The sequence below is a fragment of the Mycolicibacter heraklionensis genome, assembly GCF_001021505.1.
In the GTDB taxonomy this organism is placed as follows: domain Bacteria; phylum Actinomycetota; class Actinomycetes; order Mycobacteriales; family Mycobacteriaceae; genus Mycobacterium; species Mycobacterium heraklionense.
Window position 1 is genome coordinate 614,516 of the sequence record NZ_LDPO01000001.1, and the last position, 15,863, is coordinate 630,378.

Genomic DNA, 15,863 nt, shown 5'->3' on the forward strand with positions numbered 1-15,863 from the left:
ATAACGTCCGGAGTCATGACTGCCTCCCCGCCACTCCCTCGCGAGCTGGCCGGTGCCCCCTCCGCGGCGCCGGGCTGGCGGCTGGAGCGGGTCACCGAACCGAGCCGACTGTTCGGCGCCAACGGGCTGCGAACCGGCCCGGACGGCCGGGTATACATCGCGCAGGTGACCGGCAGCCAGATCAGTGCACTGGATGTGACCACCGGCGAGTTGGCAGTCGTGAGCGCGCGCGGCGGCGACGTCGTCGCTCCCGACGATGTCGCCTTCGACGAGCGCGGCACCTTGTACGCCACCGAGGTGATGGATGCCCGGGTCAGTGCGCTCGATGCCTCCGGCCGCAGCCGGGTACTGCGCGACGATCTGCCCTGCGCCAACGGCATCACCGTGCACCAAGGCCGGCTGTTCGTCGGCGAATGCCGCGAGGGCGGACGCCTGATGGAACTCGACCGGGCCACCGGCGGCAGGCGCATCCTGGCCGAGAACCTGCCGTCGCCCAACGCCATGGAGGTGGGGCCCGACGGGCTGCTGTACTTCCCGGTGATGACCGCCAACGAGATCTGGCGAATCGATCCCTTCGCCACCGATGCCATCCCGCAGCGGGTCGCCGGCGATCTGGGCGTACCGGACTCGGTGAAGTTCGACGCCGACGGGTGCATCGTCTCCACCCAGGCCGCCAGCGGACAGGTGCTGCGCATCGATCCGCGCACCGGCGAGGCCACCGTACTGGCGCAACTGCATCCCGGACTGGACAACTGCACCTTCGTCGACGGGCGGCTTTTCGTCTCCAACTTCACCGGCGAGATCACCGAAATCGCCGGCGGGGGCCAGACATCGACGGTACTGCCGGGCGGTCTGAACTGGCCGCTGGATCTCACCGTGGACGGCTCCGGCAGGCTCTACGTCGCCGACGGCACCTACTTCTACGCCGTTGGCGAGGGCGGCCGGCTGGAAACCCTCGGCATGCTGTTCAGCCCCGGTTATCCCGGCTTCGTACGGGGCGTGGTCGCCGTCGGGCCCGGCGAGTTCGTCGTCACCACCTCCGGCGGGCAGGTCGCGCGCTACGTGCCGGCGCAGTCGTCCAGCGAGGTGCTCGCCGACGGCTTCGACCAGCTCTACGGGGTGGCGGTAGGGCCCGCCGGTGTCGCGGTCACCGAGTTCGGTACCGGCCGGGTGCTGGGGGTGCGCGCCGGCTCGGTGGAGGTGCTGGCCCGCGACCTGGCGGGTCCGGTCGGGATTGAGGTCGAGGTCGCCGGCCACACCGATCAAGGGACCTACCTGGTGGCCGAATCCGGCGCGGGGCGGGTGGTGCGAGTCAGCGGCTCGGGGATCCAGACGGTGGTCGACGGACTCGTTCGGCCGCAGGGGATTACGCTGGCGGACCGCACGCTGTACGTCGTCGACGCCGGAACCCGGCAGGTGCTCGCCGTCGACCTCGACACCCGGGCGCGGCAGGTGATCGCCGACGGGCTGCCGATCGGGCCGCCGCCGGGGGTGACCCCCAAACCGCTCAACGGAATGCCGCCGTTCTCCGGTCCCCAAGGTCCGTTCGCCGGTATCGCGCGCGGCCGCGACGGCACCCTGTTCGTCTCGGCCGACGGCGACGGCAGCGTGCTGGCACTGCACCCGGTCGGCCCGTGACCGACCACCGCTACCTGAAGGTCGCCCGGACGCTGCGCAAGGAGATCGCCGACGGCGTCTATCCGATCGGCTCGCAGCTGCCCACCGAACACGAACTGTGCGAACGGTTCAACGTCAGCCGCTACACGGTCCGCGAGGCGCTGCGACGACTGCGGGAGGACAACCTCGTCGTCTCCCGTCCCCGCGCGGGCACCGTGGTGATCCCCCGCGCCGCGACCAACTGCTACGCCCAAGACGTGGTGTCGATCGATGACCTGGTGGCGTTCGCGGCCGGCGCCGAGTTCGAGATCGACTCCAACGCCATGGTCACCCTCGACGCGGATGCCGCCGCGCGCACCGGTCTGCCGGTGGGCACCGAATGGCTGGCGGTGCGCGGCAACCGCCGGAGGGAGGGTCAAACCGCGCCGATCTGCCGGACCGAGTACTACATCAACCGTGCGTTCGCCGGAGTCGGCCGGCTGCTGCAGCGGCACTCCGGCCCGATCTTCCCGCTGATCGAGGATGTGTTCGGAGTCAGCATCGTCGAAGTCCGCCAACACATCCGCGCGGTGATCATCACCCCCGAGCTCGCGACTGCGCTGGCCGTGGAGCCTGGCACCGCCGGGCTGCAGATGCAGCGTAGCTACATCACCTCCGAGGGTGAGATCGCCCAGGTGACGGTGAACACCCATGCCGGCGACGACTATCGCTACTCGATGACGCTGCACCGGGTACCCGGACCGGGCGCACTGTGATGGCCCGCTTTGCCGGCACACTGGCCCACGCTCTGGCCGACGCCGCCGCGCAGACCCCGCAGCGGGTCCTACTGGTCGACGGCGCCACCCGGCTGACCTGCCGAGAGCTGCACAACCAGGCGACCGCACTGGCCGGGGCGATGTTGGAGAAGATGCCGACGGGCAGCGTGGTGTCGTTCATGTTGCCGAACTGGCACGAGGCCGCCGTGGTCTATCTGGCCGCGACGCTGGCCGGGATGGTGGTGAACCCGATCCTGCCGTCGCTGCGTGACGCGGAGCTGACGTTCATCCTGGCCGACTCGGGAACCCGAATGCTGTTCGCGCCAGAGCAGTTCCGTGGTCACGACTACGCGGCGATGCTGACCCGCGTCACCGGTGCCCTCGCCGACCCGCCCGAGGTGGCGCTGGTGCGCGGTCGCTCGGCCGGCTACGCAGCCCTGCTCGGCGGATCCCCCGAAGCCGCGCTGCCGACGTTGGATCCCGACGCGGTCCGGCTACTGCTGTACACCTCCGGTACCACTGGCAATCCGAAAGGTGTTCTGCATAGTCATAATTCGATTAATGCCCTGATTCACCAGCTGGTCCGGCACTGGATGATCGAACCCGGTGACCGGTTCCTGGTCCCGTCCCCCATCGCCCACATCGGGGGATCGGTCTATGCGTTCGAGGCGCCGCTGATGCTCGGCACCACCGCCGTGCTGATGGACACCTGGAACCCCGATACCGCGATAGCGCTCATGCTTTCCGAACACTGCACCCACGTGGCAGGGGCAACGCCGTTTCTGGCGCAGTTGCTCGCCGCCGCCCGTGAGGCCGGCACCCGCCTACCTGATCTCAAGCTCTTCGTCTGCGGCGGCGCGTCCGTCCCGTCATCGTTGATCCGCGAGGCGGCCGGCTACTTCGGTAGCGCCGTCGTCACCCGGGTGTACGGGTCCAGCGAGGTTCCGGTGACCACGGTCGGATCGATAGGCCCCCACGAACTTTCTCACGCCGCGGACACCGATGGCCGGGCCGGGATCGCCGACATCAAGCTGGTGGCCCGCCCCGGCGGTTCACCCGGCGAAGGCGAGATCTATGTCCGCGGCCCCCAGATGCTGCTCGGCTACCTGCGCCCCGAGGACGAGCGCGACTGCTTCGACGACCAGGGCTACTTCGCTACCGGCGATCTCGGCCGGTGGGTCGACGAGCACTATCTCCTCGTCACCGGACGACTCAAGGACGTGATCATCCGCAACGGCGAGAACATCTCCGCGCGCGAGGTGGAGGACATCTTGATCGGCCATCCCGGCATCTCCGAGGTCGCCGTGGTCGGGATCCCCGATGTCCGCACCGGCGAGCGCGCCTGCGCGGTGATCGTGCCGGCCGGCGACGACGCTCCCGACGTCGCGGATCTGCGGGCGATGCTGACCGCCCACGGTGTCGCGCTGTTCAAAGCCCCTGAGCAGGTGGCGATCTGGGATGAACTTCCCAAGAACGACGCCGGCAAGGTTGTCAAGCAGCAGATACGGGCGGCTCTGATCGGAGGTAAATGACCATGCAGGTGGCGATCGTGACCGGGGCCAGCAGCGGAATCGGGTTCGGCTGCGCGGCAAAGCTTGCCGAGGCCGGGATGGCGGTGCTGGCAACCGGCCGCGACGCCGGACGCTTGGCAGGTTTGGCGGCGACGCTACAGGAGTCCGGAATCGATCCCGACCGGATCGCCACCGTGGCGGTCGACCTGACCACTGCGCAGGCGCCACAGCAGATCCTCGATGCCGCCCTGTCCCGGTGGGGCCGGGTGGACTATCTGATCAACAACGCCGGTGTCGGCAGCCCCAAGCCGCTGCACGAAACCGATGACGAGACCTTGGACCATTTCCTGAGCCTGATGCTGCGGGCACCGTTTCGGCTGGCACGCGACGTACTGCCGCACCTGCGGCCCGGATCGGCGATCATCAACATCACCTCCACCTTCGCCGTGGTGGGCGGACTGCGCGGCGGGGCGTACTCAGCCGCCAAGGGCGGGCTGACCGCACTGACCACCCACATCGCCTGCCAGTACGGCGCCCAGGGCATCCGCTGCAATGCGGTGGCCCCCGGTGTCACCGTGACCCCGATGGTCGAACAACGCCTGTCCGACAACCGGTTCCGCAAGCTCAATGCCGAGATGACGCCATATCCGCGACTGGGCCGGGTGGACGACATCGCGGGCACCGTGGCATTCCTGTGCTCGGAGTCCGGCTCCTTCATCAACGGCCAGACCATCGTCGTCGACGGCGGCTGGAGTTCGACCAAGTATCTGTCCGACTTCGGCCTCGACTCCGACTGGGTGCAGCCGTGAATCTGTTCACCTTGCTGGACCAGGCGGCGGCCCGGTTCGGCGAGCGGGGTGCAGTGTATCAGGGCGAGCGGCGGCTGCACACCTGGAGCGAGCTGGCCGATCGCGCACGACGACTGGCGACGTCGCTGAGCCGGGCGGCGGGAGCCGGCGCACGGATCGCGATCGCCAGCGAGAACCGTCCGGAGATCATCGAGCTGATGTTCGCCACCTGGGCGGCCGAATGCGCCGTCGTTCCACTCAATTACAAGCTGCACCCGCGGGAGATGGCGCAGATCATCCGCGACGCCGGTGCGGCGCTGGTCTTCGCGTCCCCGAAGCTGGCACCGGAGTTGATCGACCACGTCGATGCGCCCATCGAGACCATTGGCGGCACAGCGTATCTGGCCCGGTTCGCCTGCCCTCCCATTGACGAGGTCAACCCGGATCCGTCCCGACTGGCATGGCTGTTCTACACCAGCGGAACCACCGGGCGCTCGAAGGGCGCCATGCTGACCCACCGCAACCTGATGGCGATGACGCTGGCACATCTGGCCGACCTCGATGACCCCGACGCCGACTGCAGCCTGATCCACGGCGCACCGATGTCGCACGGATCGGGGCTCTACATCGCGCCCTACGTCCTGCGCGGAGCCCGTCAGGTGGTACCGGCATCGGGCTCGTTCGACGCGACCGAATTCCTCGACCTGTGTGGGCATCACCCGGGCGCCACCGCCTTTTTGGCGCCGACGATGGTGGGCCGACTGGTAGCCACCGGCCGCGGGCGCCCGGCCAACCTACGTACCATCGTCTACGGCGGCGGTCCGATGTATCTCGGGGACTTGAAGCGGGCGATGACCGCGTTCGGGCCGGTGTTCGCCCAGCTCTACGGCCAGGGCGAAGCCCCCATGACGATCACCGGCCTCAGCCGCGCCGACCACCTGGCCGACGACCCAGTCCTGGGCTCGGTCGGCTGGCCGCGGACCGGCGTCGAGGTCGCTGTGCTGCGCGACGACGGCACCCGAGCGCCCGCCGGCGAAGTCGGCGAGATCGTCTGCCGCGGCGACGTCGTCATGGCCGGCTACTGGAACAACCCGGACGCCACCGCCGAGGCCGTCCGGGACGGCTGGCTGTTCACCGGCGACAAGGGATCGTTCGACACCCGCGGATTTCTCACCCTGCGCGACCGCTCGAAGGACGTGGTGATCAGCGGGGGCAGCAACATCTATCCCCGCGAAGTCGAAGAGGCACTGGTGAGTCATCCCGGCGTCATCGAGGCTTCAGTGGTGGGCGCACCCGACGCCGAGTGGGGCGAGATCGTGGTCGCCTTCATCGTGGGCGACGCCTCAGTTGCCCAGTTGGACAGTCATCTGCTGGAACGCATCGCGCGGTTCAAGCGCCCCAAGCGCTACGAGTTCGTCGACGCGCTGCCCAAGAACAGCTACGGCAAGGTGCTCAAACGCCAGCTGCGTTCCCAGCTGCGGTGAGGTCGGCGGCCGCCGGCCGGCCGGTTTCGCGCCGGTGCACCACCGCCAGGCCGCCGCGTCCCGCGGCTGTAGTGACACCTCGGGAATGGTGACGCTCGCCCTTGGCCGTGGTCGGAACCAGTTCGTAGTGGCGCAACAGCGTACGCAGGGTGACCAGCATTTCCATGTTGGCGAACGCGGCCCCCACGCAACGGTTCACCCCGCCGCCGTAAGGCACCCACAGTGCCGTATCGGGCGGATTGCCCACGAAGCGATCCGGGTCGAAGACGTCGGGGTCGGCGAAGTTGTCCTCGGAGAAGTGCATCAACCGGAAGGCAACCACCACCGCGTGGTTCTCCGGAATAACCCACGGACCCAATTTGATCCGCGTACGAGTGATGCGGCCGGTCCCTTCGACAACAGATCGGGTCCGCTGCACTTCCCATATCACCGCCTGTAGCAGTTCCGATCCACCGGCATCGACTTCGTCGACCAAGCGGTGCAACAGATCCGGGTGGCGACGAAGCCGTTCGACCGCCCACGCCAGCGTGGTCGCCGTCGTCTCGTGACCGGCAGCCAACAACGTCAGCAGCTCATCGGCGATGTGCACGTCACTGATCGGCTGCCCGTCGTCGTAGCGGGCCGTCAGCAGCAAAGCCAGGACGTCGGTTCGTTCGGCAAAGTCGGGTGAGTTGCGCGCAGTGTCGATCAGTTTCGCAATCAAGGCGTCGTAGCGTCGCCGATAGTCGTGGAAGCGCCCGCCCGGGCTCAGTCGGCCGAAGTCGCGTCGCGCCCGCGGTGGCAGCACCGCCAGCCGGGACCCCGACGCCACCAGTGTTGGCAACACCTCGCGCAGTTCATCGAATTCGGCTCCTTGAGCACCGAATACGGCGCGCAAGATCACGTTGAGCGTGATGCGCATCATCGACGGCTGGGTGGCGAACTCGCGGCCTTCGGGCCACGTCGCGATCTCGCGCAGCACCTCCGCTTCGACGATGGATTCATATCCGCTCATCCGCTTGCCGTGGAACGGCGGCACCAACAGTTTGCGACGGCGAAGATGCGGGTTGCCGTTCAGGCTGAACGTCGAACCCGGCCCCAAGACCGCGCCCAGATTGCCGGGCCGGCCCACCAGGTCGCTATGGGTCGTGAACAGGTTCTTGACCAACACCGGATCGCTGAGCACCACCGCATGACCGACGATCGGCAGCCGCAGCGAAAACGCGCCGCCGTAGCGTTTCCCCAATGCCCGCATCGCGGTCTTGCGAGCGGTCAGAAACAGCAGGGCCGCCAGCGGCTTCGGAATCGGCGCTACCGGCGGGAGCCGCACCGGATCGGTCGTCTTCTCAGCCACTCCAACACCTTCCCAACAGTCGGTACATGTGGGTACCACGGTGCCATGAGTGAGCCGCTCACCTCAATCGTTAGATTCCCCGAGAACCGAACCGCCAGGCTCATGCGGCGGTCGCGGCTGAGTAGCTATTTGACCTGAGACTTCATCTCGTCAAGGTTCACCAGAATCGGCCATCCGCACACCGACAGCGCGTTGCCGTGACCGGTCTCGTGGATGTCGAACGCGGACTGGATCGCCGAATGGAAGCCCTGCACGTCGAGGGTCTGGTTGACCGCACGTTTGGCCTGGCGCAGCGCGAACGACGGCATGGTGGCGATGTGCTCGGCGAGTTGGCGGGTCTCGGAGTCCAGCTGCTCACGGGGAACCACCCGATTGACCATGCCGGTCTGCGCGGCTTCCTGCGCGGTCATGGCGCGGCCGGTGAACAGCATCTCTTTGGCCTTGCGCGGACCCAATTCCCAAGTGTGCCCGTGGTATTCGACGCCACCGATGCCCATCAACACCACCGGGTCAGAGAACTGAGCGTCGTCGGCGGCGATGATCAGATCGCACGGCCAGCACAGCATCAGCCCACCGGAGATGCAGCGCCCCTGCACCGCGGCGATCGACGGCTTGGGCACGTTGCGCCACCGCAGCGTGTACTCCAGGTAGCGCTTACATTCGTGTTTGTAGATGAACTCCAGGGTGACCTTGTCCGGCACCGGGCTGCCGCCCTTGATGTCGTGGCCGGCCGAGAAGTGTTTGCCGTTGGCGCGCAACACGATGACGGCGACGTCATCGTCGTCGGCGGCGCGTGTCCAAGCCGCGTCGAGCTCGTCGAGCAGCTCGGTGTTCTGAGCGTTGGCGGCGTCGGGCCGGTTCAGGGTGATCGTTGCGATCTTCTCGGCGACCTCGTAGTCGATGTACATGCGCGTCCTTAATCAGTTGCGGGAATCAGCGGCGGATCAGGCCGAGCGGACTCCCGGGCGCCACGGTCTGCGGCCGTGCCGACACATCGCGGAGAAGGGCCTTCTCATCACAGGAAAGTTACCATCTTCGCGACTGGGATGGCAGCGTCGCGACAGCCTGGCGCCGATCCGAGGCTGTTCTCCGGTAGGGTGCATTCGTGTTCTCCCAAAAAGGCAACCGTTGGAGCCGGTGGTGAGTAACCCGGAAGAAGAGCCCGTCTGGAAGCAGCGGGCGGTCGAGCGGTCGATCAAGACCGCACGGTTGCGGGCCGCCCAGCGCGTACAGCGCTTCTTGGACGCAGCCCAAGCCATCATCATCGAAAAGGGCAGCACCGACTTCACCGTCCAAGAGGTCGTCGAGCGCTCCCGACAGTCGCTGCGCAGCTTCTACCTGCAGTTCAACGGCAAGCACGAGTTGCTGCTGGCACTGTTCGAAGACGCGCTGGTGCGCACGTCCGACCAGATCCGTGCCGCAACCGACGGCCAGACCAAGCCGCTGGAGCGGCTGAAAGTGGCGATCGAGCTGCTCTTCGAGCTCTCTCGACCCGACCCCTCAGCGAAACGGCCGCTGTTCACCGACTTCGCGCCGCGCCTGCTGGTCTCGCACCCCACGGAAGTGCGGGTTGCCTTCACCCCGCTGTTGGCGCTGCTCACCGAACTGATGGAAGCCGCCGACGCGGCCGGCGAGCTACGCAAGGGCGTCAACGCCCGGCGCATGGCGGCCATGGTCATGCAGACCGTCATGTTCGTCGCGCAGTCCAGTGCCGAGTCCGACGATCCGGCGGCCCACCCCATCACCGCCGACGAGCTGTGGGACTTCTGCGCCCACGGGCTCGCCAAGTAGCCCTCCCCTGCTTTCTTGGCTTTCTTGCGCGAGCGTGCGCGTCTGCACGCGACACGCCGCGCGAAATTGGCATTCTGCGCACCCTCGCCCGCGTAGCGCCGCCGTCCCATATCCCGGACCGGTCGTCCGGGCTTCCCCAGCCGTAGGCACGTATGCTCTAATCGAGAATGTGATTTCCACTTTCTGCGTGCCTGCCTGGAAGACCGGTGGCGCCGATGCGTAAACCCCTCGACCCGGACGTCACCAACTGGCCCGACGAGAACGTGGCCCTGATCGGCAGCCAATGCGCCGATTGCCAAGCCACGGTGTGGCCCCGCCAGGATCACTGCCCGCGATGCAGCGGCCCGCAGATGCAGGACCTGCTGCTGCCCCGCCAAGGCACTTTGGAGGCCTGGACCACCCAGGGCTTCGTCCCGAAGCTGCCCTACGCCGGCGGCGAGACCGCCGAGGGCTTCACCCCGTACGGGGTCGGGCTGGTCCGACTCGGCGACGTGGTCCAGGTCGAGGCTCGCCTGACCGAATCCGATCCCGCCAAGCTGAAATTCGGCATGGACGTCGAACTGACCATGGTGCCGTTCTACGTCGACGACGACGGGACCGAGATTCTCACCTGGGCATTCCAGCCCGTCTAAGGAGACCTGGAAAATGACGATAGCGAACAACGATGTGGCGATCATCGGTGTCGGACTGCACCCGTTCGGCCGGTTCGACAAGTCCGCGATGCAGATGGGCGCCGAGGCCATCCACCTCGCCCTGGCCGACGCCGGGGCGCAATGGAAGGACATCCAGTTCGGGGTGGGCGGCAGCTATGAGATCTCCAACCCGGACGCGGTGACGCGGCTGGTCGGTCTCACCGGCATCCCGTTCACCAACGTGTTCAACGCCTGCGCCACCGCGGCCACGGCCACCCAGGTCTGCGCCGACAACATCCGGTCGGGTAAGTACGACATCGGCATCGCGATCGGGATGGACAAGCACCCCCGCGGCGCGTTCACCGATGACCCGGCCAAGCTGGCCCTGCCGGCCTGGTATGCCGAGAACGGGCAGTTTGTCACCACCAAGTTCTTCGGTATGAAGGCCAACCGTTACCTGCACGATCACGGCATCTCCCAGCGGACACTGGCCAAGGTCGCCGCCAAGAACTTCCGCAACGGAGCATTGAACCCCAACGCATTTCGGCGCAAGCCGATGTCTGAAGATGCCATCCTCGACTCGACGGTGCTGAACTACCCGCTGACCCAGTACATGTTCTGCGCGCCCGATGAAGGCGCGGCGGCGGTGATCATGTGCCGCGCCGACATCGCGCACCGCTTCAGCGGTAAGCCGGTCTACCTGCAGGCCACCGAGATCCGCACCCGCCGCTACGGCGCCTACGAAGTGCACGCCACCTCCGCCCCGATCGAAGAGGACGTGGCGCCCACGGTCTATGCCGCACGCGCCGCCTTTGAGAAGGCTGGCGTGACACCGGAAGACGTCGATGTGGTCCAGTTGCAGGACACCGACGCCGGCGCCGAGATCATCCACATGGCCGAGTGCGGCTTTTGCGCCGACGGTGACCAGGAGAAGCTGCTCGCCGACGGGGCGACCGAGATCAGCGGGTCGCTGCCGGTCAACACCGACGGCGGGCTGATCGCCAACGGCGAGCCGATCGGCGCGTCGGGACTGCGCCAGATCCACGAGCTGGTGCTCCAGCTGCGTGGCCAGGCCGGTGACCGCCAAGTGCCCGGAGGCCCGAAGGTGGGGTTCGCCCAGGTCTACGGCGCGCCGGGTACGGCGTCGGCATCGATCGTCATGGTCTGAGCGTCTGAAACGAAAGCACTCACTAACTGCATGCGCATGCCATGCGCATGTGCTATGTTGTGAGGATGGCGGTTGCGATTCAGATCAAAGATGTCCCTGAAGAAGTTCGCGACGCGCTGGCCGCCCGCGCCGAAGCGCGCGGCCAGTCCACGCAGACGTACCTGCGATCGCTGTTGGAACGGGAGTACCAGGCGGGGCGCAACCGGCAGCTCTTGGAGACCTTGGCCGGTCATCGCAGCCTTAGCATGACAGCCGAGGAAGTGACGGCCGTCATCCGCGCCGACCGCGACGGATGAGTTTCCGCCGATGATCGTGGTGGACGCTGGTGTCCTGGTGTTGGCGCTCACGAGCGGCACTCCGCAAGGCAACGCGGCACGCACAGCCCTGAACGGCGATGACGCCTGGCTTGCACCGGCACACATGCCGGGCGAGGTGCTACGCACCCTGCACAAAGCCGTGCTGCGCAAGCAATTGGAGTTCGAGGACGCCGAGGCCGCTGCCGAGACGGCTACCGCACTGGCTATCGAATACGTGCTTCCTGATGCACTGCTTCTGCGCACCGCCTGGTCCTGGCGGCACAACATCTCGATCTACGATGGCCTGTATGTCGCTGTCGCGGTGGAACGTTCCGCCGCCGTAGTCACTGTCGACAGCCGCTTGGCCGATGCTGCTGACCAGCTCGGTATCCCCGTCGCAATCAACCTGCTCCAATAGCGCAGCAGCAGATCGTGCCGCGCCGAGCTGCGTTCAAGGTGTAGCCGCCCCCGTCAGTCGTCCAGCGTCGGCGGTGGCCGGTAGTCCGGTTCATACCCGGCGATCCGGATCGGGCTGCCCACCAGCCGGAAATCGCCTGCGGTGACGACTATTTCCGGATGCTCCTTGAGGGCTTCGGGCAGCGTGCGCACCGCCGCCGCCGGGATGCCCAGAGGACGCAGTCGCGCCTCCCAGCCGGCCGCGGTGTCAGAGGCCAGCGCGGCGGCGACCACCGCAAGCACCTCATCGCGGCGGGCCGCGCGCTCAGCCATCGTCGCGAAGCCATCTACGCCGGCCTCCGCGGCGAACGTCTTCCAGAACCCGTCATGGGTGACGAACAACGCCAGATATCCCTCGGCGGTCGGGAAGAGCTGCGCGGGAACGTAATACGAATGCGCTCCGTGTGGGTGCCGTTGGGGTTCGATGCCGTCGTTGAGGTAGGCCGCCGCGCGGTAGTTCAGTTGCGAGAGCATCACATCCAGCAGCGACACTTCCACCTGCCCGCCGCGGCCGCTGACGATCTGCGCCAGTAGGCCCAACGCCGCCGTCAGGCCGGTGGAGTTGTCCGCCGAGGAGTATCCCGGCAGGGTCGGCGGCGCGTCCGGGTCCCCGGTCATCGCGGCGATCCCGGTGGCGGCCTGGATCACGTAGTCGAAGGCCGGTTGATCGCCGCCGTCCAGGCCGAACCCGGTCAGCGCGACGCAGACGATCCGCGGATTGAACCGCCGCAACGACTCATACGTCAGTCCCAGCCGGCGGATCACCGACGGCTTCATATTCACCAGCAGCGCATGGGATTCGGCAACCAGCTCGCCCAGTGCGGCCTGCCCGGCCTCCGACGTCAGATCCAACTGGATGCTGCGCTTGTTGCGGTTGAGGCTGGCGAAGTAGCTCGGGCCCACCTGGCGGGAGATCTCGCCGCCCGGCGGTTCGATCTTGATGACCTCGGCACCGAGGTCGGCCAGCAGCATGGTGGCGTACGGGCCGGCCAGCATCACCCCCACTTCGAGGATGCGGATCCCGGCGAGCGGTCCGCTCACCTAGACGGCCTTGGCGAGTTCGGCGATCACCTCTCGGGTGCGGTACTTGGAGGCGACCAGTTCGTCGCGGGTGTCGCCGATCGGCAGCAGCCGAACTGACAGGTCGGTCACCCCGGCGTCGGCGAACTGCTTGAACCGCTTCAGGATCGACTCTTCGTCGCCGGCCGCGCACAGGTCGCCGACACTACGGGCCTCACCACGGTCGAGGAGCCGCTGATAGTTGGGCGAGGTCTCGGCCTCGGCCAAGATCCGGTTGGCGCGTTCCTTGGCGGCTTCGATCTCGGAGTTGGCGCACAGTGTGACCGGGATACCGGCGACGATGCGCGGTGCGGGCCTGCCCGCTTGCGCCGCGGCCTTGTTGATCTTGGGCGCGATGTGCTCGGCGATGGCCTTCTCGTCCGCCATCCACAGCGACGTGCCGTCGGCGTGCTCGCCGGCGATCTGCAGCATCACCGGGCCGAGCGCGGCCACCAGCACCGGCATCTTGGTCTCGGCGCTGAGCGCGGTCGGGTTGTGCACGGTGAAGTGGTCGTTCTCCACGTCAACAGGGCCGGGTCCCGACAGTGCGGCGTTGAGCACCTGCAGGTAGTCCCGGGTGTAGGCGGCGGGTTTGTCGTAGGGCAGGCCGAGCATGTCCCGGATGATCCAGTGGTGCGACGGCCCGACGCCCAGCGCCAGTCGCCCACCCGAAATGGCGTGCACCGAAAGCGCTTGGCGGGCAAGTGCAATCGGGTGCTGGGCCTGCAGCGGCACCACGGCGGTCCCGAGCTCGATCCGGGTGCTGTGCGAGGCCATCAGCGCCACCATGGTCAACAGATCGAAGTCGTCGGGCACCTGCGGCATCCACGCGGTGGACAGGCCCGCCGAGTCGGCCCATTCGATATCGGAGATCAGTTTCTTGACCTTGCGCGACATGTCACCGCGCTCGGCTCCGATCATCACGCCAAGGCGCATGTCAGTGTGCCCCCGCCTTCTCGACCACCTGCCGGACCCCGGTCACCAGATCGTCCAGTGTGGTTCCGGTGGGAAAGACCGCCGTAGCCCCGGCGGCCAGCAGTTTGGGCACATCGCCCTGCGGGATGGTGCCGCCGACAACGACCGCGATGTCGCCACCGTCGGCGGCTCGCAGCGCCTCGACGATGCGACCGGTCAGTGCCACATGCGCACCGGAGAGAATGCTCAAGCCCACCACCGCCACGTCCTCCTGCAGAGCGGTCGCGACGATGTCCTCGACGCGTTGCCGGATGCCGGTGTAGATGACCTCGAACCCGGCGTCCCGCAGGGTGCGGGCGACGATCTTGGCCCCCCGATCGTGGCCGTCCAGACCGGGCTTGGCAACCAGGACCCGTACGGGGGAAGTCAATGGAGAAGTCATCAGTACACCACCGGTTGCTGGAACTCGCCCCAGACCGCCTTGAGCGCCGAGACCATCTCGCCCACCGTGCAGTAGGCGTTGGCGCAGTCGATCAGGGGATGCATGAGGTTGGCGTCGCCCTCGGCCGCGCGTGACAACGCCGCGAGTTTGGCGGCGACGTCGTCGGCGTTGCGTTCGGCCTTGACCCGCGCCAGCCGCTTGAGCTGAACGTCGCGGCCTTCGGCGTCCAGTTCGTAGGTGGCGATCTCCGGTGGTGGCTCGTCGGACGTGAACTTGTTGACGCCGACGACGGGCCTTGTGCCCGACTCGATCTCGTGATGGATCTTGAACGCCTCGTCGGCGATGAGACCCTGCAGGTAGCCGTCCTCGATGGCGCGGACCATGCCGCCGTGGTTCTCCAGGTCGGCCATGATCTCGATGATGCGCTCTTCGGTGGCGTCGGTGAGCGCCTCGACGAAATAGGAGCCGCCGAGCGGATCGGCCACCCGGGTCACCCCGGTCTCATACGCCAGGATCTGCTGAGTGCGCAGCGCCAGGGTCGCGGACTCCTCGCTGGGCAGCGCGAACGGCTCATCCCAGGCCGCGGTGAACATCGACTGAACCCCGCCGAGCACCGCCGCCATCGCCTCGTACGCCACCCGCACCAGGTTGTTCTGGGCCTGCGGCGCGAACAGCGACGCGCCGCCGGCCACGCAGCCGAACCGGAACATCGACGCCTTGTCGCTGGACGCACCGTAACGTTCCCGCACGATCGTGGCCCACCGCCGCCGGCCGGCCCGGTATTTGGCGACCTCCTCGAAGAAGTCGCCGTGGGTGTAGAAGAAGAACGAGACCTGGGGGGCGAACTGCTCGATGCTCATCCGGCCGCGCTCCACGACGGTGTCGCAGTAGGTGACGCCGTCGGCGAGGGTGAATGCCATTTCCTGCACGGCGTTGGCGCCCGCGTCGCGGAAGTGCGCGCCGGCCACCGAGATCGCGTTGAACCGCGGTACTTCGGCCGCGCAGAACTCGATGGTGTCGGCGATCAGCCGCAGCGACGGTTCGGGCGGCCAGATCCAGGTGCCGCGCGACGCGTACTCCTTGAGGATGTCGTTCTGGATGGTGCCGGTGAGCTTGGCGCGTGGCACCCCGGACCGCTCGGCGGCGGCCACGTAGAAGGCCAGCAGGATGGCGGCGGTGCCGTTGATGGTGAAGCTGGTGCTGATCTTGTCCAGCGGGATGGAGTCGAACAGGATCTCGGCGTCGGCCAGGGTGTCTACCGCCACCCCAACCCGGCCGACTTCTTCACCGACCTCCGGGTCGTCGGAGTCGTACCCGCACTGGGTGGGTAGGTCCAGGGCCACCGACAGCCCGGTTCCGCCCTGGCTCAGTAGGTATTGGTAGCGCCGGTTGGACTCCTCGGCGGTGCCGAAGCCGGAGTACTGACGAAACGTCCACAGCCGTCCGCGGTAGCCGGACTCGAAGTTTCCGCGAGTGAAGGGATACGTCCCGGGAGCCGGCGGCTCTTCGCGCCGGTCGTCCGGGCCGTATACCGGTTTCAGCGGAATCCCTGAGGAGGTCTGCACTGGGTCGCTCATCGATGGATACGGTACTTGCAAAAAATGAGAATGCCAATA

The 15,863-nt window shown here is 67.3% G+C and carries 16 protein-coding genes; 10 read left to right on the forward strand and 6 right to left on the reverse strand.

From position 1 onward, the window contains the following. Positions 1-15 precede the first annotated feature (15 nt). From ABW16_RS03075 to ABW16_RS03095, 5 genes are read left to right on the forward strand one after another with little or no spacing between them, the layout of a single operon-like run. Positions 16-1,638 carry an SMP-30/gluconolactonase/LRE family protein gene (locus ABW16_RS03075; RefSeq protein WP_047317578.1) on the forward strand — a complete coding sequence of 541 codons (1,623 nt, stop codon included), beginning with the start codon at positions 16-18 and terminating at the stop codon, positions 1,636-1,638. After that, complete coding sequence (locus tag ABW16_RS03080) at positions 1,635-2,372, forward strand: GntR family transcriptional regulator (RefSeq protein WP_047317579.1); 738 nt, start codon at positions 1,635-1,637, stop codon at positions 2,370-2,372. The genes ABW16_RS03075 and ABW16_RS03080 overlap by 4 nt, the downstream gene beginning before the upstream one ends. Beyond that, positions 2,372-3,904 carry an AMP-binding protein gene (locus ABW16_RS03085; RefSeq protein ID WP_047317737.1) on the forward strand — a complete coding sequence of 511 codons (1,533 nt, stop codon included), beginning with the start codon at positions 2,372-2,374 and terminating at the stop codon, positions 3,902-3,904. The genes ABW16_RS03080 and ABW16_RS03085 overlap by 1 nt, the downstream gene beginning before the upstream one ends. A gap of 2 nt (positions 3,905-3,906) precedes the next feature. Next, entirely contained in the window at positions 3,907-4,692 is a 786-nt protein-coding gene (locus tag ABW16_RS03090; RefSeq protein WP_047317580.1) for an SDR family NAD(P)-dependent oxidoreductase, read from the forward strand. Continuing rightward, on the forward strand, positions 4,689-6,155 hold the full coding sequence (locus ABW16_RS03095) for an AMP-binding protein (protein WP_047317581.1): 1,467 nt from the start codon (positions 4,689-4,691) through the stop codon (positions 6,153-6,155). Before ABW16_RS03090 ends, ABW16_RS03095 begins: the two co-directional genes overlap by 4 nt. Here ABW16_RS03095 and ABW16_RS03100 read toward each other — a convergent pair. Next, positions 6,124-7,488 (reverse strand): cytochrome P450, encoded by a 1,365-nt coding sequence (locus ABW16_RS03100; RefSeq protein WP_047317582.1) that lies wholly within the window; start codon positions 7,486-7,488, stop codon positions 6,124-6,126. The genes ABW16_RS03095 and ABW16_RS03100 overlap by 32 nt on opposite strands. A gap of 125 nt (positions 7,489-7,613) precedes the next feature. Next, entirely contained in the window at positions 7,614-8,396 is a 783-nt protein-coding gene (locus tag ABW16_RS03105) for an enoyl-CoA hydratase (protein ID WP_047317583.1), read from the reverse strand. A gap of 232 nt (positions 8,397-8,628) precedes the next feature. Between ABW16_RS03105 and ABW16_RS03110 the strand changes: the two genes are divergently transcribed. From ABW16_RS03110 to ABW16_RS03130, 5 genes are all read left to right on the forward strand, one after another. Further along, positions 8,629-9,279 (forward strand): TetR/AcrR family transcriptional regulator, encoded by a 651-nt coding sequence (locus ABW16_RS03110; protein WP_233424679.1) that lies wholly within the window; start codon positions 8,629-8,631, stop codon positions 9,277-9,279. A gap of 215 nt (positions 9,280-9,494) precedes the next feature. Next, positions 9,495-9,911, forward strand: coding sequence for a Zn-ribbon domain-containing OB-fold protein (locus ABW16_RS03115; protein WP_047317739.1), 417 nt, complete (start codon positions 9,495-9,497; stop codon positions 9,909-9,911). A 13-nt stretch (positions 9,912-9,924) separates the two neighbouring features. Continuing rightward, positions 9,925-11,079: a thiolase family protein gene (locus tag ABW16_RS03120; protein ID WP_047317584.1), complete on the forward strand. Its 1,155-nt coding sequence runs from the start codon at positions 9,925-9,927 to the stop codon at positions 11,077-11,079. Positions 11,080-11,144: 65 nt separating this feature from the next. Continuing rightward, positions 11,145-11,375 (forward strand): FitA-like ribbon-helix-helix domain-containing protein, encoded by a 231-nt coding sequence (locus tag ABW16_RS03125; RefSeq protein ID WP_047317740.1) that lies wholly within the window; start codon positions 11,145-11,147, stop codon positions 11,373-11,375. Between the two features lie 10 nt (positions 11,376-11,385). Next, positions 11,386-11,793, forward strand: a complete 408-nt coding sequence (locus tag ABW16_RS03130; protein ID WP_047317585.1) for a type II toxin-antitoxin system VapC family toxin — start codon at positions 11,386-11,388, stop codon at positions 11,791-11,793. Positions 11,794-11,846: 53 nt separating this feature from the next. Here the strand turns inward: ABW16_RS03130 and ABW16_RS03135 are convergent, their stop codons facing one another. Genes ABW16_RS03135 through ABW16_RS03150 form a run of 4 tightly spaced genes read right to left on the reverse strand, consistent with a single transcriptional unit; the run spans position 11,847 to position 15,824 of the window. Beyond that, positions 11,847-12,872, reverse strand: coding sequence for a CaiB/BaiF CoA transferase family protein (locus tag ABW16_RS03135; protein WP_082133916.1), 1,026 nt, complete (start codon positions 12,870-12,872; stop codon positions 11,847-11,849). Then, positions 12,873-13,826: an LLM class F420-dependent oxidoreductase gene (locus tag ABW16_RS03140; protein WP_047317586.1), complete on the reverse strand. Its 954-nt coding sequence runs from the start codon at positions 13,824-13,826 to the stop codon at positions 12,873-12,875. A 1-nt stretch (position 13,827) separates the two neighbouring features. Then, entirely contained in the window at positions 13,828-14,247 is a 420-nt protein-coding gene (locus ABW16_RS03145; protein ID WP_047317587.1) for a cobalamin B12-binding domain-containing protein, read from the reverse strand. Continuing rightward, on the reverse strand, positions 14,247-15,824 hold the full coding sequence (locus tag ABW16_RS03150) for a methylmalonyl-CoA mutase family protein (RefSeq protein WP_047317588.1): 1,578 nt from the start codon (positions 15,822-15,824) through the stop codon (positions 14,247-14,249). The genes ABW16_RS03145 and ABW16_RS03150 overlap by 1 nt, the downstream gene beginning before the upstream one ends. Between the last annotated feature and the right edge of the window lie 39 nt (positions 15,825-15,863).

Coding starts and splice junctions, on each gene's coding strand:
- ABW16_RS03075 (WP_047317578.1), top strand. CDS start 16: ATGACTGCCTCCCCGCCACTCCCTCGCGAGCTGGCCGGTGCCCCCTCC.
- ABW16_RS03085 (WP_047317737.1), top strand. CDS start 2,372: ATGGCCCGCTTTGCCGGCACACTGGCCCACGCTCTGGCCGACGCCGCC.
- ABW16_RS03090 (WP_047317580.1), top strand. CDS start 3,907: ATGCAGGTGGCGATCGTGACCGGGGCCAGCAGCGGAATCGGGTTCGGC.
- ABW16_RS03105 (WP_047317583.1), bottom strand. CDS start 8,396: ATGTACATCGACTACGAGGTCGCCGAGAAGATCGCAACGATCACCCTG.
- ABW16_RS03115 (WP_047317739.1), top strand. CDS start 9,495: ATGCGTAAACCCCTCGACCCGGACGTCACCAACTGGCCCGACGAGAAC.
- ABW16_RS03120 (WP_047317584.1), top strand. CDS start 9,925: ATGACGATAGCGAACAACGATGTGGCGATCATCGGTGTCGGACTGCAC.
- ABW16_RS03125 (WP_047317740.1), top strand. CDS start 11,145: ATGGCGGTTGCGATTCAGATCAAAGATGTCCCTGAAGAAGTTCGCGAC.
- ABW16_RS03130 (WP_047317585.1), top strand. CDS start 11,386: ATGATCGTGGTGGACGCTGGTGTCCTGGTGTTGGCGCTCACGAGCGGC.
- ABW16_RS03140 (WP_047317586.1), bottom strand. CDS start 13,826: ATGCGCCTTGGCGTGATGATCGGAGCCGAGCGCGGTGACATGTCGCGC.
- ABW16_RS03145 (WP_047317587.1), bottom strand. CDS start 14,247: ATGACTTCTCCATTGACTTCCCCCGTACGGGTCCTGGTTGCCAAGCCC.
- ABW16_RS03150 (WP_047317588.1), bottom strand. CDS start 15,824: ATGAGCGACCCAGTGCAGACCTCCTCAGGGATTCCGCTGAAACCGGTA.